The organism is Thalassobaculum sp., assembly GCF_040219615.1.
Lineage (GTDB): Bacteria > Pseudomonadota > Alphaproteobacteria > Thalassobaculales > Thalassobaculaceae > Thalassobaculum_A.
The window spans coordinates 246549-266505 of record NZ_JAVJSE010000041.1 but is presented as its reverse complement, the minus strand read 5'-3'; the positions used below and the strand labels follow the sequence as shown (position 1 = coordinate 266505).

Below are 19957 nucleotides of genomic sequence, written 5' to 3'. Positions count from 1 at the left end.
CCCAGCGGGCCTCGGACACGCAGCGGCCCTGGAAGTCCTGCCGGCCCTCGAGGCATGAACGGTTGCCGTAGAAGGTGAAGAAGAACCGATCCGGGTCCTCGGACTGGACGTCGACCAGGTGAACCGTGCCGACCAGGCCGGAGCGGGAGATCAGGTTGACGGACATGTCACTCGGCCGCAGAACGCGTCCGAAGGCCTTCTCCCTGGCCAGCCGGTGGATCCTGATCAGCGGATTGTCGGGCCCGACGATGTAGCCGTTACCCGCGTGGTGAACGACGACCCTGCCTGTCCCGTCCCGGTAGGAGGTGCTCGGATGCATGACGGGATTATAGATATTGCCGGCCCGACGGGACACTCCTTTCGTTCCGGGAGCGTTCAGGTCTCGCCCGCCGCCCGCAGATAGATGTCCCGGTCGGTCCGGTGCAGCGCGAACCCCGGCCGGCCCGGCTCCGCGAAACCGTAGCGCTTGTACCAGGCGACCGGCCGCTCGCCGCACATCAGCATCCAGCGCCGCAGGCCCTGCAGGTCGGGATGCGCGAAGATGCAGTCCATCAGCCAGCTGCCCCAGCCCTGCCCCCGCGCCGTCTCGTCGACCAGGAACACGTCGCCGATATAGGCGAAGGCCGCGAAGTCCGTGACCACGCGGGCGTAACCGACCATCGCGGCGCCGTCCTCCGGGCGGCCGTCGAACAGGCCGAAGTTGACGCTGTTGGCGACGAATGCGCGGACCACGTCGACCGGGATGCCGGGCGACTGCCGACCCGCCGCCAGGTAGCGCTGCAGCGCATCGACGTCGATCGCCACCGGATCGGTCGTCACCACCCGCCCGTCGCGCTCCCAGCGCTGCGGGGAGATCTCGTCGAGCCGGCTCATTCGGGAATCTCCAGGACGAGGCCGTCATAGCCCGGCTCGACCCCTGGCGGGCACTTGGCCAGCGTCGTCCGGTAGTCGAGGCCGGCGGCCATGTGGGTCAGGTAGGCCCGCCGCGGGCCGACCCGCGCGATCCAGCCGATCGCCTGGTCCAGCGAGGCGTGCGCCGAGGTCGGCTCGTCGCGCAGGCAGTCGACGATCCAGGTGTCCAGCCGCAGGCCCGCCAGGTACTCGAGCTGGGCGTCGGTCAGGCTGTGGACGTCGGTCGAGTAGCCGATCCGGCCGTCGAAGATCAGGCCGAGGCTGTCGCCGGAGTTGCCGTGATCCTGCCGGAACACGTCGACGGTGACGCCGGCGATCTCGTACCGGCCCTCGCCGAAGTCCCGGGCAATCAGCGGCGGGGCATGGTGCGGCGGCGATTCCGGCGCCGGCTCGTACATGTAGCCGAAGCGCCGGGCGAGATCGGCGAAGGTGACCGCGTCGGCATAGGCGGGAATGCGCTCCCGGGTCGACCAGTACAGCGGCCGCAGATCGTCGATGCCGTGGGTGTGGTCGGCGTGGATATGCGTGAACAGCACCGCGTCGATCGAGCTGACCCCGGCGTCGAGCAGTTGCTCGCGCAGATCCGGCGACGCGTCGACCAGCAGCCGCCGCCCGGCCTTCTCGACCAGGATTGAGCAGCGGCGGCGGCGATTGCGCGGCTCCGCCGGATCGCACCGCCCCCAGCCGCCCGACAGGCTGGGCACGCCGACCGAGGCGCCGCATCCCAGCATGGTGACCCGCATGCGCCGGCCCCTTATGCCGCGTCGAGCGCCAGATGCCCCGGCGGCGGCACCTTGGAGAACAGCCGGAAGAAGTTGCGGGTCGTCTGCTCGGCCGATTCCGCCACGCTCAATCCCTTCACCCCGGCCACCACCTCGTGGGTATGCACCACATAGGCCGGCTCGTTGCGCTTGCCGCGATACGGCGGCGGCGCCAGGTAGGGGGCGTCGGTCTCGACCAGCAGCCGGTCGGCCGGCAGGTCGGCGACGATGGCGCGCAGTTCCTCGGACTTCTTGAAGGTGACGATCCCCGACAGCGAGACGTAGAGGCCGAGCTTCACCGCCCGCATCGCCAGCTCGCGACCGGAGCTGAAGCAGTGCAGCACGCCGGTGAACGGGCCCTCGGCGTAGCAGCTCTCCAGGATCTTCCAGGTGTCCTCGTCGGCGTCCCGGGTGTGCACGATGACCGGCAGCCCGGTGCGGCGGGCCGCCTCGATATGGGTACGGAACCCGGCGACCTGCGCCTCGCGCGGGCTGTTGTCGTAGAAATAGTCCAGGCCGCATTCGCCGATCCCGACGACCTCCGGGTGGGCCTCGGCGATCGCCACCAGCTGGTCGGCGGTCACGTCCGGCTCCTCGCCGGCGTTGTGCGGATGGGTGCCGACCGTGCAGTACACGTCGTCGAACCGCCGGGCGATCGCCAGGATCTCGTCGAAGCGCCGGACCCGGGTGCCGATCGTGACCATGCGGACCAGCCCGGCCCGGCGGGCGCGCGCCACCACCTCGTCGAGTTCCTCGGCGAAGTCCGGGAAGTCGAGATGGCAGTGGGAATCGACCAGGGGCGGCTGCGGGCTCACGATGCGCCCCCCTCCTCTTCACCCTCCGGCGCCACCCAGCGCGGGAACACGCCCTGCGGCTTCGGCAGCGGCGTGCCGGGCACCAGCCGGTGCTCCGCGGTCAGGCAGGAGAAGGTCCGTGCGTCCCCGGGCACGGCAAGCTGGTCGAGCATGCGACCGCACGACCCCGGCATCACCGGCTGCAGCAGGATCGCGACGTGCCGGATGGTCTCGGCCAGCGCGTACAGCACCGTCGCCATACGCGCCGGGTCGGTCTTCCGCAGCGCCCAGGGCGCCTGCTCGTCGACATAGCGGTTGGCCCGGCCGACCACGTCGAACACCGCCTCAAGCGCCCGGTGGAAGGCCTGGGCGTCGTAGGCGGCGCGCTGGTTGTCGAGCAGTGCCGCGGCGGCGCCCAGCAGCTCGTCGTCGGCCGGCGCGAACGCGCCCGGCTGCGGAACCGTGGCCTCGCAGTTCTTGGCGATCATCGACAGCACGCGCTGCGACAGGTTGCCGAGGTCGTTGGCGAGCTCGGAGTTCATGCGGTTGACCATCGTCTTCCGCGAGAAGTCGCCGTCGTTGCCGAACGGCACCTCGCGCAGCAGGAAGTAGCGGACCTGGTCGAGGCCGTAGGTCTCCACCAGCTGCAGCGGGTCGATGACGTTGCCGAGCGACTTGGAGATCTTCTGGCCCTCGTTGGTCCACCAGCCGTGGGCGAACACTCGCCTGGGCGGCGCCAGGTCGGCGGCCATCAGGAAGGCCGGCCAGTACACCGCGTGGAAGCGCAGGATGTCCTTGCCGACCATGTGCAGGTCGGCCGGCCAGCGCTTCGCGTATTCGCCGGCGGTGTCGGGATAGCCGGCGGCAGTGATGTAGTTGGTCAGGGCGTCGAGCCAGACATACATGATGTGGGCGTCGTCGTCCGGCACCGGGATGCCCCACTTGAAGCTGGTCCGGCTGACCGACAGGTCCTTCAGGCCGCCGCGCACGAAGGACAGCACCTCGTTGCGCCGGCTCTCCGGCGCGATGAAGTCCGGATTGGCCTCGTAGAACGCCAGCAGCGGCTCCTGCCACTTCGACAGGTCGAAGAAGTAGGACGGCTCCTCGACCCATTCCACCGGCGCGCCGCTCGGCGCGATCTTCTTGCCGGCGACGGTGGTCAGCTCGGTCTCGGTGTAGAACGCCTCGTCGCGCACCGAGTACCAGCCGGCATAGGCGCCGAGATAGATGTGGCCCTTGGCCTTCAGCCGCTGCCACAGGTCCTGGACCGCGCGCTTGTGGCGCTCCTCGGTGGTGCGGATGAAGTCGTCGTTGGAGAAATCCATCACGCCGACCAGGTCGCGGAAATTCTGCGACACCCGGTCGGTGAAGCTCTGCGGGTCGACGCCGGCGGCGGCCGCCGCGGCCTCGACCTTCTGGCCGTGCTCGTCGGTGCCGGTCAGGAACATCACGTCGTAGCCGTCCAGGCGCTTGAAGCGCGCCAGCGCGTCGCAGGCCAGCGTGGTGTACGCATGCCCGATATGCGGCTTGTCGTTGACGTAGTAGATCGGCGTCGTGACGTAGTAGCTGCGGCTCATCAGAGACCTCCGGCCGGCGGGCCCCTTGCCTACTCCGCTGCCAGTCCCCGATCAAGCCCGTCGCCCAGCGCCAGGCAGTTGACCGAGTCCAGCACGACCTGCCGGCGGTCGAGATTCAATGCCGACTCCAGCCGCGAAAGGCGCACCACCTCGGCACGCCGCCGGAACACCGTCTCGGTCCCGACCGCGGCGACCCAGCGCGCCCCGGCCGCCAGATCGCCCGGCAGGATCTCCTGCAGGCCGGTCGCGCCGGCGGCGGCCCGCACCGCCCGGTCGATCCACCACAGCACCAGCTCCATGCCGGCCCCGAAGGCGTCGGCCTCGCCTTCCTTGGGGCGTTTGCCCCAGGCGGCGGCGAGCGCATGCACCGCATCGCCCGGCACCGAACCGCGCCGGTCGACCGGCAGCGCCGCCATCAGCGCGGCGACCATCCGATAGAGGTCGGCCCCGCCGGCATCCGCCAGCACCAGGGCACGTCCGACGCTGCCCTCGGACAGCCGGATCAGGATCGTCGCGTCGGCGCCGGAGAGCGTCGGCCGGGCCCGCAGCAGCAGGTCCGACACGATGCTGTCGGCGAGCGGCTTCAGAACCAGGCGCCGACACCGCGACCGGGTCGTCGGCAGCATCGAGTTCAGCGCGTTACAAACAAGAATAATCAGTGTCTTGGCAGGCGGTTCTTCAAGTATTTTAAGAAGGGCATTCTCGGCGTTCCGGTTCATCCGGTCGGCCTCGTCCACGATTGCCACGCGCCAGCCGCCCTCGGCGCTGCGCAGCCGCAGAGATCCCTCGAAGCTCCGCACCTCGTCGACCCGGACGACCGCGCTCATGGTCCCGCGGTCGGTAAGCTGGCGGCGCAGGATCTTCAGGTCGGGATGGCTCTCGGCGGCCACCAGCCGGGCGACCCGGCCGTCCCGGTCGATCGCGAGCGAGGTGGGCGGCGCCTCGGCAGCGCCGAACAGACCGCCCGCCGCCTCGCCCCCGCCCGACAGCACGAAGCGCGCGATCCGGTACGCCAGCGTCGCCTTGCCGATCCCGGGCGCGCCGGCGATCAGCCAGGCATGCGGCATCCGCCCGGCGTTCCAAGCGTCGAGCACCACCCGCTCCGCCCACTCATGGCCGAACAGGTCCGGGTTGGCCGCCGGCGCCGGCAGCCCGGCGGTCTCGTCGGCCGCGTCGCTCACGGCGCGATCCCCAGGCGTGCGGAAACCACCGCGGCGATCGCGGCGGCCACATCGGATGCCGGTCCGCCGGCATCGACCACCGCGCAGCGCTCGGGGTCGGCGGCGGCGAGCCGCCGGAAGCCGTCCCGGACCGCGGCATGGAACGCCTCGCCCTTGCGCTCGAACCGGGTTTCGCGGCCGCTGCCGCCGCCCTGCGCGCGGGCCAGGCCGTCACCGGGCGGCAGGTCGAGCACCAGGGTCAGCTCGGGCCGGGTGCGCTCGACGGCGGCGTCGATCAGGGCCTCCAGGGTCGGCAGCGGCACGCCGCCGGCATATCCCTGATACGCCAGGGTCGAGTGGAGAAAGCGGTCGCAGATCACCCAGCGACCGGCCGAGAGTGCCGGGCGGATGGTCCGAACCACATGGTCGCGCCGCGCCGCATTCATCAGCAGGGCCTCGGTGACCGCGTCCCATCGTCCGGGTTCGCCGGTGACCAGCAGCGCGCGGATGTCCTCCGCGCCTGGCGAGCCGCCGGGCTCGCGGGTGAGCAGGCAGTCGATGCCGCGCCCCCCGAGCCAGTCCGCCAGCAGGCGCGCCTGGGTCGACTTGCCGGCCCCCTCGCCGCCTTCCAGGGTGATGAAACGCCCGGGCCCGGCCGGGTCAGCCACCGGCGCCCCAGATCAGATGGCCGAGCGCCGAGGTGATGCGGCCGAGCGGCCCCAGCTGGCCGATGTCGGCGCCGGCGTAGAGCGGGAACGTCCTGTCCTCCATCTCCGGTGCGGACACCCGCAGCATGGCGATCGGTTGACCGGCGGCGATCGGCGCCGGGATCGGGCCGGCATACTCGACGGTCACGTTCATGTCCTTGCGACCGGCCCGCCGGACCGCCATCACCAGGTCCCGGTCGGAGACCAGCGGCACCTTCGGGCGGTCGCCGAGCCAGACCTCCGCCGACTCGACGGCGACGCCCTTCTTCGCCAGGGTGACGTTGTCGAACTCCCGGAACCCCCATTCCAGCAGGCGCTCGGACTCGTCGGCCCGCTCGCGCACGCTGCCGAGGCCGTTGACCACCAGGATCAACCTGCGGTCGCCGCGCTTGGCACTGGCGGTCAGCCCGTAGCCGGCGTTCTCGGTATGGCCGGTCTTCAGGCCGTCGGCGCCCATGTTCTTGTAGAGCAATGGGTTCCGGTTGCCCTGCCGGATATTGTTGTAGGTGAAGGAGGTTTCGGAGAACAACGCGTACTGCTCGGGGAACCGCCGGATGATCTCGGCCGCCAGCCGGGCCAGGTCGTGCGCGGTGGTCCGGTGCTCGGGGTCGGGCCAGCCGGTCGAGTTGCGGAAGGTCGAGCCTTCCAGGCCCAGTTCGCGGGCCCGCTCGGTCATCAGCACCGCGAACGCCTCCTCCGACCCGGAGATCGCCTCGGCCAGCGCGATCGTGGCGTCGTTGCCGGACTGCACGATGATGCCGTGCAGGATGTCCGACATCAGAACCCGCGAGCCGACCTCGACGAACATCTTCGAGCCGCCCTTGCGCCAGGCGTTCTCGGATATCGGGATCTCGTCGGTCATCTTCAGCCGACCGTCCTTCAGGCGTTCGAACGCCAGGAAGATGGTCATGATCTTGGTCATCGACGCCGGCGGCATCGGCTGGTCGGCATCCTTCTCGAACAGGATCTGACCGGTGTCGAAGTCCATCAGGATGGCTTCGCGGGCATTGGTATCGAGCGCCGCGGCCGGACGCGCGAGGGCGAACACGACCGTCGCAGCGATCAGCAAGGCGGCGAACGGCGAATGGCGGCGCAACACGGTCCCGAACCTCCAGATGCTTGCGGTGTCCGACCTTCCTATGCCCGGTTTGCGGAGAAACTGGGGCATCGGACGCGGCCTCAGTCGACGATGATGCGGGCTCCCGGATAGCCGGCGGCAATGACCTGCTCCAGGACCCGATCGGCCGCCTCCACCTCGGCCATCGGGCCGATCCGGACCCTGTGGAAGGTTCGGCCGGCGACGGCGGCGCGCTGCACGAGGGCCGGGCCGAAGCTGCGCATCCGGACCGACAGACGCTGCGCGTTCTCGCCGTTTTCGAAGGCGCCGACCTGGATCCAGATCTCGGTCGGGCTCACCGGTACCGTTTCGATGCTGCCCGGCGGCTGCCCGCCAGCCCCGACCGCGGCGGTTCCGCTGGTCGCGCTCGGCGCCGGCTGGAGACTTGGCACGGGACGACGGCTGGGGGACGGCGCGGCACCGGACGGCGCGTCGAGCCGCGTGACCTGGACCGGTGGCGACGGCACCGCGCTCGGCGCCGGGGCCGGAACTTCCGGCGAGACCGACGCCAGCACCGGGCCGGCTGCGCCGCCCGAGGCGATCGTCTTCTCGCGCTGGCTCTCCTGGGGCAGGATCTCGACCTTCACCTTGGCGGTCCCCTGGGTCTCGAACCCGAGCAACTGCGCCGACCGGCGGCTCATGTCGATGATCCGGCCGTGGGCGAACGGCCCGCGGTCGTTGACCCGGACCACCAGCGAGCGGCCGTTGCCGAGGTTGGTGACCCGCACGACGCTCGGCAGCGGCAGGGTGCGGTGCGCCGCGGTGACGTCGTTCTCGTCGAACACCTCGCCGTTCGCGGTGCTGCGCCCGTGGAAGCCGGGCCCGTACCAGGACGCGATCCCGGTCTCGGTGTAGTCCCATTCTTCCTTCGGGTAGTACCAGACCCCGGCGATCTGATAGGGACTGCCGACCTTGTAGCGTCCGGTCGACGCGGACCGGCCGGCGTCCTTGGCCTGCTTGGCGGTGTTCACCAGGAACTCGGTCTCGGCGCAGCCGCCGAGCGCCAGCGCCCCGACCAGCGCGACCACGAAGCCCATTCCGGCACGCGGATGACGCATGCAACTGCCCTTAGCCATGGATATTGTGGTTCCGTCGCCGCAAATCGCTAGATATCGCAGGTTACCGCGCATCCAGGGCATCGGCAAGCGTACCGACGGCGATCGCGAAATAGGTCGACCGGTTCCATTTCAGGATCACCTCGAAATTCTCGTAGGCGACGAAGTGCCGCGGGCCGGCGTTGCGCTGGGTGACCTCCACGACCGCCGCCCGCAGGTCCCGGCCCGGCAGGTCGCCGCCGCCGGCCTTGCGCACGCCCAGCGACTGCCAGGCCGACAGCGGCTTCTTGGTCTCCAGGCCGACCAGCTTGCCGTCGAACCCCTTCGGCAGCTCGACCTCGCGGCCCCAGGTGATGTCGTCGTTCCAGCCGGACCGGGCGAGGTAACGGGCGATCGACGCGAATACGTCGGGCAGCGATCCCCAGATGTCCTTGTGCCCGTCGCCGTTGTGGTCGACCGCGAAGGCATGGAAGCTGGACGGCATGAACTGGTTCTGGCCCATGGCGCCGGCCCAGGAACCCTTCATGTCGGCCGGGGCGATGTGGCCCTGCTGCAGGATGTCGAGGGCCAGCAGCAGCTCCTTGCGGAAGAACGCACCGCGGCGGCCGTCAAACGCCAGGGTCGCCAGCGCGGCGACCACCGGGAAGCCGCCGGTGATCCGCCCGAAATCGGATTCGATGCCCCACAGCGCCACGATGAACCGCTTCTGCACCTTGTACTTGGCCGACACCTCGTCGAGCAGGGCGGCGTGCTCGGCCATCAGCCGGCGCGCGGTCGCGATCCGGCCGGCCGTCACCACCTTGCCGAGGTACTCGTCGAACTTCAGGCGGAACTCCGGCTGGTTGCGATCCAGCTCGATCACCCGCGGGATCGGCTGCACGCCGTCGAACGCCGCGTCGAAGATCCGGTCGGAGACGCCGCGCGCCCTGGCCTCGGTCCGCACCCCCGCCAGCCACTGCTCGAAGCTCTGGGAAGCCGCGGCCGCCGGCTCGGAAAGACCGGCGACGGCCAGCAGGATCGCTGCGGCGAGCAAACCGGTCAGACGACGGTCGACGAAACTGCGTAGCACGGGCCACTCCTGCGACAGGTCGAACGCTCCCCCGCCCCCTGTCTCGCATGCCGGGCGTCCGCCATCAACGGCGGCCGCGAAAGCCGGTTGCCGCGATCAGCCCGCGCGGTGCCCGGCCAGGGATTGCGGGGTTTCGGTGACCCGGGCGCTGATGATCATATTGATCGCGCCGTCCGGCCCGCAGCACGGCAACAGCATCGACTCGTGGCGCCAGATGCGATGGTCCAGCACCCGCTCGCCGCTCTCGTAGAGCGGCCGGCGCTCGGCCACCAGCCGACGGTAGGATTCGTCGAGATAGGCGCGCATCGCGGGCTCCGGCACCTCGTCGACCGAGCGGCCGGTCAGCTCGTAGCCGAGATGCTCGGTCACCGGCGAGGCGACCAGCCGGAACCGGAACCGCAGCGGGTCGTGCGCGACGTCGATCAGGGTGACGAACCCGACGGCATAGGGGAAGTCCAGGGGGTCGAGCTCGGCCCGGCCCGGCGGTCGGTCGCCGACATGCCGCTCCCGCCAGTAGTCGTAGAGCCGGCGCAGCCGGGAGTCGCGGATACCGGCGCCGTCGAGCTCACGCATGCGCCCATTCCATGCGGGCCTGCGCACCAAGCATCCCTGTCATGCCTGCCCCCGTCTCTTCGGGTCCTGTGCGCCGCTCCCCGGCCGGTCGCGACGGCGCGTGCGGCCCACGGAACACAGGCTATGCTGAAGGCAACCGACACCGGTCGCAAGCGTGCGACGCAACGTGCCGGCTTGCGGGACCGCCCGCCGTTGCGTATCGATGCGCGATCGCCCAGCCGGGTCGCTGGACGAGGACGGGTGGCCGAGTGGTTTAAGGCAGCGGTCTTGAAAACCGCCGGGGGTGCAAGCCTCCCGTGGGTTCGAATCCCACCCCGTCCGCCACTCTTATTATATAACAACTTGTTAATTATATACAAATTAGCGATATCGGAGTTTCGATCCCACAATCGTTCCCACACGTTGAATCCCATCACTTCCGTCCGGCATTTTGAGGAATGTGGTGTCTCGGACAGCGCCCGAACCCATTCAGCCCCATGCGCCCAGGTTCCGGCCTCAACCACAATCCCGACGACTACTTAACGGATCGCCCGGATTTGATATGGAACCGCGCCAGTGATCAGGGCGAGACAGATCGGCCGGGAGTTCTGTGCGCTCATCGCCTTCTGCATATTTCAACACGTCGAATCCCAAGCCAATTGCCTCGCCCAGCTTTGCCCCGTGCAGCCGGGCGCCGGTCAGCACGGCTCCGTCGAACCCCGCACCTGCGGCATCGATCCCATCCATGCAGGCCCCGCTGAGGTCGGCGTTACTCAGGATGCAGTCACGCAGGATCGCATCGTTGAGCTTCACCCCCGCCAACCTCGCCTCAACCAGACTTGCTCCCACGAGACTTGCCCCGCGGAGATCGCTGTTGCGAAGGTCCGCGTCAATAAGCCTGGCACCATCCAGCTTGGCTTTCGAAATGTCTGCGCGCTCCGCCCTGACACTTGTCAGGTCGGCATTGAGAAGCGCCGCGCCGGACAGGTTGGCGGCGGTCAAGTTCGCCTCGCTCAAATCGGCGCCTTCGGCCTTCGCATTGGTTAGCTGCGCGCCCGCAAGGTCGGCCTTCCTGAAGCGAACAGCCTGAAGGTCTGCTCCAACCAGCGACGCGCCGGACAGGTCCGATCCCCAACAATCGGCTTCCTTCAGGCACGCGTCGATCAGGACCGCCCGGTGTAGGTTCGCCTGGTGCAGTCTTGCACGGTCGAGCCTAGCACCTTCCAACTGCGCTTCCTGGAGGTCGGCCTTCACGAAGTTCAACTCCCGCAGGTCAAGAAAGCTCCGCGTTCCCCGCTCAAGGGGCGCTGGAATGCGAAGCAGAGCGTACAGGATGTCGAGCAGCGATCGGTCGCCAATGCGATCGGGATCTGGTTCCTTTGGCCGACCCTGGACGAAAGGCGGAATGTTGTCCCTCAACCAAGCGGCGACGATCGCGCGGACCGCAGAGGCATGCTCCGGGCTGACTCGAGCCACTTGCTCGAATGCGAAAACGGCACCGAGCCGAACCGACGCCTTGTCATGGCCGAACAGTTCCACCGCCCGTTCAAACCGCTCAGCGACCAGACGACTCTGGTCACGCAGCAACTCCTTGGCCAGTCGATCGACCCCCAGCACCACTTGCTCGCCCGCGCTCCTCGCGAGGGCATGGCTCGCTTCGGCCTGGGCGTGGCTTGCTTCGGCGTGTCGATCCGCGATCCGAATCCGCCAGAGCAGAAGAGGGACAGCAAGGAATGTTCCGACGGAGATCAGAACGTCGTGGATACGCAGATCAGAACCGGCCCAGTGTTTGATGCTCCCCAACTCGGGCAACTCGACCAGGGCTTGGTACGCCACAACGGCGATGATGGCGCAGACGATCGCGCAATACATGAAAGGCCAAAGACCGAGCCACTCTCGGAAACCTCGCGCCCTCGTCGGCGAAGTACCCCTGGGCGATTCACCGCTGAAGGAACCGGGCATTGATCTCGTCCTCAATGCCGTCGTCGTAGCGGATCAGTACCGGCGCTACGGGGCTGGCCTGATCGGCGACGACGGTCACGAGTTCGTTTTCCTCGATGTTCAGGACCTTCTCATTCTTCCTGAACAGTAGCTGCCTGACGGGCTTGGCCTGACTGCCGGCCGTCCTAGAGGTAGTGGCCGATCCCCGGTCGGGGGCAAATCCCTTGACCTGGGAGATCGGGGGGACCGCGACCGGATGCATTGCACCCTTCCCCTTTCGCCATTCCTCGAACGCCTGCTCGTCGTCGCGATCCCAGTACTCGCGCAGCACAAGCCCCGCCTTCTTGGCTGCCTGAAACCTGTTGATCCCGCGCTCAGGGTCGAGTTCGAGGTACTGCAGCGGCTCATTCAGGCTGGCATTGGAAGGGTCGGCCATCGCACGGAGGCGACGCATCTGCAGGCCCGCCGCCCAGCCCCCGGCGATATTGTGCTGGAGCGCCCACGTCTCCATCGCTGCGACGAAGGTGTCACGGCAACTCTCCAGGCTCGGCACTGTGGCTGCGGCAAGATTCGGAAGGACGCGCTGTCGCCGGTCCCCGCGTTCGATCCGCACCGACACCTGCCCCCAACCGAAGGGTTTGCCCATGCCGAGTCCATGTCGCAGATCAGGGTTACCGCCCCACTCCAGCGCCCAGACCAAGGCGCCGAGTTCGAACGGGCGAAGGTTGTGGAAATGCACCAGGCCGTCAAATACCAAGCCGCCTTCACGCTGGAGGGGTTGCAGGCGGACCTGGCTCCCTCGGCTCTCCTGCTGCGACACGTTCAATCTGGGCGGCGCGTGACGGCCGGCCCCGCGCGCCGGATAGCGCTTCCAGCCCCGCAACTCCGATGCTCCGCCCGGCCAAGGTGTGTAGGTCCGGTATTGTGCGACCTCGCGGTCCGAACGACCCGGCCGCTCCCGGTTCGCGAGCTGTGCGCCTTCGCCATCGGCGAAGTCGATCTGACGGATATAGGCCGGGAAGAATCCCGGCTTCGGCGCCGCGAGAATCGTGGTGACGCATTCAGGTTCCTCGAGACGCTCCGTGTCGACCAAGCGCGCGAGCCCGATGTCGACGCGGCCCTTCAGGCTCCAGGCTCCGACATCGTCGATCCGCCCGAACATCCGCTCTGCGAGATCAAGCGGAGGCGCACTGCCGTCTGTCCGAGGGGCAGGCAGGTGGTCGGAGCTGGTGCCGCGAATGAGATCGTGGGTTGATGCGTCCTGAGCGAGCTTGAACATCAGCGCCAAGCCGAAGGCCCGCAGACTCCCTCGTGTGTCGAGCAGGTAGAACACAGGTATCCGGTCGACATCCCCGCCGGCCAATTTGTCACGCCAGAATGTCCAGGTTGGGCTGGGCTTCTCCTGATGCTCATGCACGTCTACGAACCCGCCCCAGACCTCGGGCGGAACGTCCAATGCCGGCCCAAAGTCGCCCTCGAGGAAGACAAATTCCAGGTGCTTCTTCTTGCTCGGTTGCCCGGTGAAGACCAGCGTGCCATCCGCTTCGACGGTCGACACGGCAGATGGTGCGCGTCGAGGTTCGAAAGCCTCACGATACCGCAGATGGCCAGGACTGTGGCGGTGGTCGGTCGCCTCGGCCTCGACGGCAAACCGCATCGGCGCAAGCCGGCCATGCAAGGCCTCCCAGGCCTTCACGATCTCAACGGCCGTCCGCTCGTCCTGCTTGCGCTTGTTCTTGATGTCGGAGAGCTTGCGGGCGAACTGGGGTGACAAGTGTGCAAGCTGACCATGGTCGATCCGGGCGAACTCGCACGGCGAGATCTGCCAACGACCGTCCAGCCGTCGCTGCAGCCATCCGGCCCGCGACCTGGCAGCAAAGACCCGATTGCCAACCGTCTCCGTGAACTGCGATCCATAGTCGAGCCGAGCAGCAGCCGTCAGATCCCTGAGACCGAAATGCCGGTCATCGACCATCTGAAACTTCCCGTAGCCGATGATCTCGACCACGTTTCTGATCATCCCGCGCAGGCTCGACCCGGGAATGGCCGGGGTCCGGTCCGGCAGTCGAAAGAACCGCTTCGGTGGCGCATTGTCCTCCGGACCGTCGCGCTCGGCGGTCTCCTCGACGCCGTCGCTGCCGCTGACCAGCAGCGGCGTGTCGGATGTCACGGTAATCGCCAGTGTGCCGCTCAGGCCGTCCTTGAAAGGCATGTCGTGGCTGGGATCCGGGCCCCAGTCGGTACACACCTGTTTCGCGAGCGGTACAAAGTTGTACGGGGCATGCAGGCGAGGTGTTGCATCATCCGGCATCGCTCACCCCTCCGAACCCGAGAAACCGGGCGTATCTCGGGCGAATTGCGCCGTCCTCGCCAGCGGCCCAATAGCGGCGGTAGAGGAGATTGCCGCCACACTTCTGATCGTGAATATCGGACAGCAGCATGAGATCCTCCGCCAGGTACCAGTCGCCGCCGTCGGCAACTTCCCGAAGGGTGAGTTGTCGCCAACCATCGCCGGCAACCCCGTCGAACCAGAGCCTCGAACCGTCGCCTGTGCCGGCGAACTCCGCGGACAACACCGGCCCCAGTCGGTCGGCGCTCACCGGTAGGTCGCGCCCGGGCGAGAACCACTCGACCCCAGAGCGGAAAGCGATCCATCCGGCCCTTTGTCGAGCGATCAAGCTCTTGACGGCCTCGCGATCGAACACGTCGATGGTGTCGCGAGCGATGACGAGCCGCACGGGTTCCAGGACCGGCAGGGCCAGCGTCTGCGCCAACGCCGCATACGCATCGTACAGGCGGTGCGGATCGTCGAGGGTCACTGCCCACCTCCTGCGATCCAGGCACCGCCGTCGCTCCATTGCACGCCTTCGGCAGCATGAAACCGGCCATGGCCCTTGCTGCCGCCGCCGCCCAGCGCGAGCCGGCCTTCGGCCAGATCGCTCAGCGCGGCCCCAAAGGCCTGGCGAATGTGGGCCGGTGCGAGTCCTGGAGCAGACGGATCGAGGACCTCGACCTGAACGGTGAACGCACAATCGAACAAAAGCTCTTCGGTGTAGAGTACGCCTGACCGTGTCCCGCCGCTGAAACGATCAAGTCCATTGTGAGTCATCCGGCCGAGCTGCCGGCTCGGGTCCAGGTCATCCAGGAGCAGGTCGGAGACCAGTACGCGACCGGCCTCACCGGACTCGGTCCCGCCGCTACCGCTCCGGACGGCTCCGAACAACGCGATGACGGCGTTGTTCTCCGCTTCCGGATCCGTGCCGTTCTCCAGGAATTTTCCTTCGAGGCAGTTGTGATGGAACGCCACGCGATGCGCCAACGCGCCTTTGATTGCCGTCGCGGGAACAAGAGCCAGATCACGCTCCAGACTGGCGACCGTCCCGCCGTCGGTACCGGTGTTCCAGACAACGCGGGCCTCGCTCACCGGCAACATATCCGCGGGCTTTGCGCCGGTCGCCGTGGCGAGCGACGCCCGGCCCGCTCCGAAGCGGAAATGGTCGTCGGCCGAGAGCCGGAGGGTAGCCACGACCGGTGCTGCGATCGGGGTGACGATCCGATCTTCGAACCCCACAAGGCGCTTAGGCCCAGCTGCGTCTCGATGCGTTCGGTAAGCCCTGGCGGCAAGGGCGTCCCGGAGATCGAAGATCCGCTCGCGCCAGCGCATTACCGTGACGCCGCCATAGCCGCGGCGGGTGCCGCCACCGATACGGAAGGCCGGTTCGGCAAGCAGATCGGCGAGCGCTGTCCACCGAGGATCAGGATCCTGCGAGGACCAGAGCGCGAGCTCGAAACTGAAGCGATTGCCGCGCGCGAGGGCGGTCCGGGTAAACTTGCCGTGCCCCGCCGCGTCGGCGGCACCGCGGTGCGTCAGCCTGACATGGTCTCGCGCCACTGGCTGGACCTGCAGCGCATGCGCGTACACGGGATCCCTGGCCAGTACGTCCGGGAGGTGCAGGCCCGGTGCAGGCGGCTGGTCGGTCTCGCCGTGAAGCGAGCCCTGAGATACCTGCAGGGGTGAAGCCTCGTAAGTCGGCGAACCGATTGCGGGGGCGGCATCGCGATCCCGGGCGCGCTGGCGGATTTCGTCGGCGTCGAGCCCAAACAGCGCATTGGTCGCCGCATGCCCGTTTCGCGCCAGATAGAGATGACGCAGGACACCCGCGAGGCTGGTGCCGGGAATGATCGGCAACCCGTTCGCATCGCGCACGAGCAATGTGTCGAACAGCGCGTCTTCGGCGCCCGAGCCCACCGATATCGGTGTTGTGGTCTCGAGGGTGACCGTCGCCAGGTGCAGTACAGGTAGAGCCTTGCTCATAGGCGCCAGCCTGTCCGCGCCCGATCGGCGGCCCGACGGGCGATTTCGGGCAGTCTCCGGGACAATCCGTCTGGCTCCGCCGCCAGTTGGCCAACCAGTCCCTCTAGCCAGCCGTGGAATGTGGCCTCAGCGTCGGCCTTTCGGTCGACGTCGTACCGCGTGTTCCAGATATCGTCGTCGCGACGGGCGACGCCCTTGCCGCCGAAGAGCCGAACCCGCAACGCTTCCAAGTCATCGCCAGACCGCTCGGCGGCATCGCGGACGGCATTCCATTGCGAAGAGCCCGGTCGCAGGGCGGTCGGGTCCCAGCTTTCTGCCAGATGATAGCAGCGACCGAGTTCCTCGATCCTGGCATTGATCGCGGCTTCCCAATCGGCGCCATCGACGGCTGCGCTTCTCTTGTCCTCCAGCCAGCGGATCAGTGCGGACCCCAGTGTCGGCGCAACCGACGATTTCTGCCGAGGATCGACTCCGACGTGGGCGCCAACCTCCGGGTGCGTGTGCGCCAGGATCCACGGATCGGGCGAGACCCGGCCGAGACCGCAGTCGCGGTGCAGCCCGACGCCGGCTCCCAGCGCCGCGCGGGCTACAGGGTCGTCCACCGCGCCCGTCAGGGTGATTACGCTGCCCTGGACGACGACCGTCCGCTCGATGCCCGGACGGCCCCAGCGGCTATTGAATGGCGCGTAGGTCCGTGTGCGCACGAAGGTGCGGCACCAGTCGATGTCCGCCCCCGGCGGAAAGCCGAGTGCGGCGGCCGAGAGACCCGGGTTGCCGTCAGCGTCGACCAGGCATAGGTCACTGAGCGCCCACAGCCTCAGCGTACCGGCTTCGCCCGCAGCGCTTGGTGGATCGATCGAGACCGGCCCCAGCACATGCGCCTCGACCCGGCCGAACTCTGCGCTGCGCGAACGCCCGAGCCGGAGCAGCGGATCGCTTCTCAAGGAGGCCTCGATTGCCTCGAAGGCCTCGATCGCGCCGGGATTGTTGTCGCAGGCGATGTCGCATACGAAGCTCTGGCCGGCGGAAATCGATTCATAACCGAACAGCTGTGCGTCCTGGGCCCGTCCCCGGATCGGGTCGACGGCCGTCTTCATGGCATAGCTCGTCTCGGGCTCGACAATCGCGAGTTCGTTGGTCACGTAGCCGCCGCGCAACTGGACCATCTGGGCGGTTTCGCGTTGCGGGGGCCCGCGATCCGACGTCGGGAGATCCAGTACGACCACATCGCCACCTCCGACGGACCGGCCACCAGTAGGATGCACCGTTCCCTTCCGGCGGTGGAGTTGGAGCGGTACGGGCCAACCAACCCGGCCGTCCTTGGCGAGCGGCAGGCCGTTCCCGAAGCGCACCCGTCCGGAATGGAAGGCCCGGAAGGCTCGGCTTCGTACGCTTGGATCGTCGTCGAACGTGGCGTAGAGGCGGCCGGCCAAGGCCCCGAGCAGTGTCGCCCCCGGAATGTGGTCGAGGCTGCGATGACCGCCGGCCGTCGCCGACCGCACGCTGAGCACCAGATCGTCGATCAGGTCGAGACGCACGGAGATCCGTCGGGGTGTCATGGGCTGCCCTCGCCCACCAGCGACAGCCGACACTGACCGAGTCCCCGGCTTCGGCTTCCGCCAACCGCACGGACCAGCGGCATCGCCAGCGCGAGGATCGCCCGCCAGTCCGGCGGAACGGAATCCTCGAGGGCGGAGACCGTCGCTTCGAGCGTCACGGGAACGGCGACCTCGTCGGTTCGCAGCGACTGTTCCTTGGCGGTACCGGTCGTGGGATCGACCGCCGTCGTCGCCAGAGTGGCGAACAGATGTTCCTTCAAGGCCGATTGTCCCGTCAGAGCCGCACGCTCCAGCGCGGCAAGCCGAGCGCTGGTAAAGGCGAGGCACCCTCGCTCGGTCACGCGGATCGGTGTGCCGCTGCGGCTGTCACCCTCCCGCTCGAAGCCGATCTGACCGAACAACCGGCGCGTCAGCGCACCGTCCGTCCCGGTTGCCGTCGGCGGATGCCCCAGGTCGGCAAACCATCCCCAAGCCTCGGCCCGGTCGACCGCGTCCCGCAGCAGGCCCTTGAGGCTGCGGCCCGGGAGATAGGGCAGCCCGTCGCGGTCGCGGGCGCAGAGCGAGTCGATCAATCCGCTCGACCCGCGTCCGGTCCCGACGTGCCAGTAGCTTTCAAGGTCGATCACGATCGTCGCCGATCCGGTCACGCCGCGACCTCCCCGACCGGTCGGTCACTCACTACAGCCGCGCCGCCGCGTGCCACGGCCAATACGCTCAGCGCGTCCAGCAGCGGTGACCGCTCGCGGGTTTCGAGGCTCGACCGGGACGCCGCGCTCCCCGCAAACTCTACCATCCAATGGCCATTCTCCCGCACCTCGCGGACAGCGGCCGTATCCGGATCGCACCCCAGTTTGCTCAGCGTCCCATCGAGTTCATCCAGATAGCCGCGCAACGTCGAGTTCCCCATTACCTCCCGCCACCGGCGATAGATGCGGCGCCCCTCGGCGGGATCGGATCGCGCCAGGCCGACCAGTCTGCGCAGCGGGCCGCGCGAAACCTCGGGCTTGTTCAGCACGTCGACAAGTTCCAGAAGGTTCGACAGTTTCGGAAACCCGGGCCCGTCGACCTCACCGGGCACCACCAGATAGGGATTGAGCGTCGCCTCGATCGCATGCGTGACCGCGGCTCCGGCCGGCACCGGCAGGTGACCCGACAACTCGCGCTCCCGCACCGTGCCGTAGTCGTCGATAAGTGCCGTCGTGACGCGGTGGAACGCCAGGCAGGAGGAAGGCACCTGTCCGGCCGCGGCAGCCTCCTTGGCTCCCGACTTGGCATGATCGGCCAGACTGGCGGCCAGATCGTGGGCGAGGTGAAACGGCTGGGAAGCCTTCGTGAATGCAATCCCGGCACCGGCACTGAGCGCCTTCGGCAGCGCGTCCCTCATCGCCGGATAGTCGGCCCGCAGTCGGTCGAAGGCTGCCCCTGTCTCCCGCGCGAACGCCTCCAGAAATCCGACCGTGAAGGCGATTGCCAGATCGCCGCGGACGATGACCGTCAGGTCGTCGCCACCGAGCAGAATCGGCCGCATCGGCATCACCGCGACCGCGGCGGACGGGTCGAGCGTCTCGCGGTACCGCTCGAGCATGTCAGCCGTCGCGGCGGCGGCGGCCCGTTGTGTGGCGGCGGCGACCGCCTGCGAGAATGCCAGGAAATGTCCGGCGTAGTCGGGCGCGCCGGCCAGCATTCCCTGAAGGCCGATCAAGGTTTCGCCGAGCCGATTGCCGTCGGCATGAACGACCGCGACGTAGCGATTGTCGGCCAGCAGCGGGAATACCGCTCCGCGCCGATCGTCCGCCTCCTCTTCCTCGTCCATGCGGATCGGCCACTCGACGCCTTCCGGCGCTGCGAACTTGCGCGTCAGACCGCCCCCTCCGGACGAAATGTTGGCGCGCTTGACCGCCGTCGCGGCATCGATCAGCTCACCGTCGGGCCTCCACACTGCTGTGGCCGCAGTGCCGGTCCGCGGGCTGCGCCGGGCAAGCGGCGGCGTGGCAGGCATCACCGCCGACAACCGGCTGCGGGCCGGCAGAAGCGCCAGCGTGGCCGCGCGGATCGCGGCGGCTTCGTCGTCGCCCTGCCCGGTCGCCTCGACGAACGCCAGACCTGGAACGCGCGTCTGGACCAGCAATGTCCACAACCGCCGGAACCCGGCGATCCGTGGGCCGTCGGTGCCGGATCCGATCAGGATGAACGCCCCGCCGGACCTGCGGGCGATGCCGGCGTCGCTCCAACCGCTCGCCTTCAGGGCCTGGCCGAGCAGGTCTTCGCCGCCCTCCTCCGGATAGTTGCAAAGGCCATCGACCAGCGCGCTGGCACCGGCCATGTCCCGCAGTTTGCCGCCGTCGAGAATATAGCCCTGGATCGACTTCGCTTCGAAAGCATAGGCGATCGGCACGGCTCGCCCCCCTGTCAGCGTGCTCCGTCTCCCGAAGAGACAA

At 68.3% G+C, this 19957-nt stretch carries 17 protein-coding genes and 1 tRNA gene; 1 reads left to right on the top strand and 17 read right to left on the bottom strand.

Features of this window, described 5'->3' with window-relative positions; all coding sequences use genetic code 11:
• Positions 1-375: 375 nt before the first annotated feature.
• The 10 genes from RIC31_RS24180 to RIC31_RS24135 all read right to left on the bottom strand — a co-directional run bounded on the left by RIC31_RS24180 (position 376) and on the right by RIC31_RS24135 (position 9725).
• Complete coding sequence (locus RIC31_RS24180) at positions 376-873, bottom strand: GNAT family N-acetyltransferase (RefSeq protein ID WP_350114229.1); 498 nt, start codon at positions 871-873, stop codon at positions 376-378.
• The gene (locus RIC31_RS24175; protein ID WP_350114227.1) at positions 870-1655 is read right to left on the bottom strand and encodes an MBL fold metallo-hydrolase; all 786 of its coding nucleotides are present in this window, start codon (positions 1653-1655) and stop codon (positions 870-872) included. Before RIC31_RS24175 ends, RIC31_RS24180 begins: the two co-directional genes overlap by 4 nt.
• Positions 1656-1666: 11 nt before the next feature.
• Positions 1667-2488, bottom strand: a complete 822-nt coding sequence (locus RIC31_RS24170) for a TatD family hydrolase (protein WP_350114224.1) — start codon at positions 2486-2488, stop codon at positions 1667-1669.
• Complete coding sequence (gene metG, locus RIC31_RS24165) at positions 2485-4044, bottom strand: methionine--tRNA ligase (protein WP_350114221.1); 1560 nt, start codon at positions 4042-4044, stop codon at positions 2485-2487. Before metG ends, RIC31_RS24170 begins: the two co-directional genes overlap by 4 nt.
• 29 nt (positions 4045-4073) lie before the next feature.
• Positions 4074-5225, bottom strand: a complete 1152-nt coding sequence (locus RIC31_RS24160; RefSeq protein WP_350114219.1) for a DNA polymerase III subunit delta' — start codon at positions 5223-5225, stop codon at positions 4074-4076.
• The gene (gene tmk / locus RIC31_RS24155; RefSeq protein WP_350114217.1) at positions 5222-5872 is read right to left on the bottom strand and encodes a dTMP kinase; all 651 of its coding nucleotides are present in this window, start codon (positions 5870-5872) and stop codon (positions 5222-5224) included. The genes RIC31_RS24160 and tmk overlap by 4 nt, the downstream gene beginning before the upstream one ends.
• Positions 5865-7010 (bottom strand): D-alanyl-D-alanine carboxypeptidase family protein, encoded by a 1146-nt coding sequence (locus RIC31_RS24150; RefSeq protein ID WP_350114214.1) that lies wholly within the window; start codon positions 7008-7010, stop codon positions 5865-5867. Before RIC31_RS24150 ends, tmk begins: the two co-directional genes overlap by 8 nt.
• A gap of 80 nt (positions 7011-7090) precedes the next feature.
• Positions 7091-8086, bottom strand: coding sequence for a septal ring lytic transglycosylase RlpA family protein (locus RIC31_RS24145; RefSeq protein ID WP_350114211.1), 996 nt, complete (start codon positions 8084-8086; stop codon positions 7091-7093).
• A 61-nt stretch (positions 8087-8147) separates the two neighbouring features.
• On the bottom strand, positions 8148-9152 hold the full coding sequence (locus RIC31_RS24140; RefSeq protein WP_350114208.1) for a lytic murein transglycosylase: 1005 nt from the start codon (positions 9150-9152) through the stop codon (positions 8148-8150).
• Between the two features lie 96 nt (positions 9153-9248).
• Positions 9249-9725 (bottom strand): PAS domain-containing protein, encoded by a 477-nt coding sequence (locus RIC31_RS24135; protein ID WP_350114205.1) that lies wholly within the window; start codon positions 9723-9725, stop codon positions 9249-9251.
• 234 nt (positions 9726-9959) lie between these two features.
• Between RIC31_RS24135 and RIC31_RS24130 the strand changes: the two genes are divergently transcribed.
• Positions 9960-10049 (top strand) — tRNA-Ser (locus RIC31_RS24130).
• Between the two features lie 171 nt (positions 10050-10220).
• Here RIC31_RS24130 and RIC31_RS24125 read toward each other — a convergent pair.
• The 7 genes from RIC31_RS24125 to RIC31_RS24095 form a co-directional block, all read right to left on the bottom strand.
• Positions 10221-11576: a pentapeptide repeat-containing protein gene (locus RIC31_RS24125; protein WP_350114202.1), complete on the bottom strand. Its 1356-nt coding sequence runs from the start codon at positions 11574-11576 to the stop codon at positions 10221-10223.
• A gap of 67 nt (positions 11577-11643) precedes the next feature.
• Complete coding sequence (locus RIC31_RS24120) at positions 11644-13956, bottom strand: TIGR03986 family type III CRISPR-associated RAMP protein (RefSeq protein WP_350114199.1); 2313 nt, start codon at positions 13954-13956, stop codon at positions 11644-11646.
• The gene (locus RIC31_RS24115; RefSeq protein WP_350114197.1) at positions 13946-14464 is read right to left on the bottom strand and encodes a hypothetical protein; all 519 of its coding nucleotides are present in this window, start codon (positions 14462-14464) and stop codon (positions 13946-13948) included. Before RIC31_RS24115 ends, RIC31_RS24120 begins: the two co-directional genes overlap by 11 nt.
• On the bottom strand, positions 14461-15960 hold the full coding sequence (locus RIC31_RS24110) for an RAMP superfamily CRISPR-associated protein (RefSeq protein WP_350114194.1): 1500 nt from the start codon (positions 15958-15960) through the stop codon (positions 14461-14463). Before RIC31_RS24110 ends, RIC31_RS24115 begins: the two co-directional genes overlap by 4 nt.
• The gene (locus RIC31_RS24105) at positions 15957-17498 is read right to left on the bottom strand and encodes a hypothetical protein (RefSeq protein ID WP_350114191.1); all 1542 of its coding nucleotides are present in this window, start codon (positions 17496-17498) and stop codon (positions 15957-15959) included. Before RIC31_RS24105 ends, RIC31_RS24110 begins: the two co-directional genes overlap by 4 nt.
• 17 nt (positions 17499-17515) lie before the next feature.
• A complete protein-coding gene (locus RIC31_RS24100) occupies positions 17516-18166 on the bottom strand; it encodes an RAMP superfamily CRISPR-associated protein (protein WP_350114188.1) in 651 nt (216 codons plus the stop codon).
• A complete protein-coding gene (locus RIC31_RS24095) occupies positions 18163-19914 on the bottom strand; it encodes a Cas10/Cmr2 second palm domain-containing protein (RefSeq protein ID WP_350114185.1) in 1752 nt (583 codons plus the stop codon). The genes RIC31_RS24100 and RIC31_RS24095 overlap by 4 nt, the downstream gene beginning before the upstream one ends.
• Positions 19915-19957: the final 43 nt, after the last annotated feature.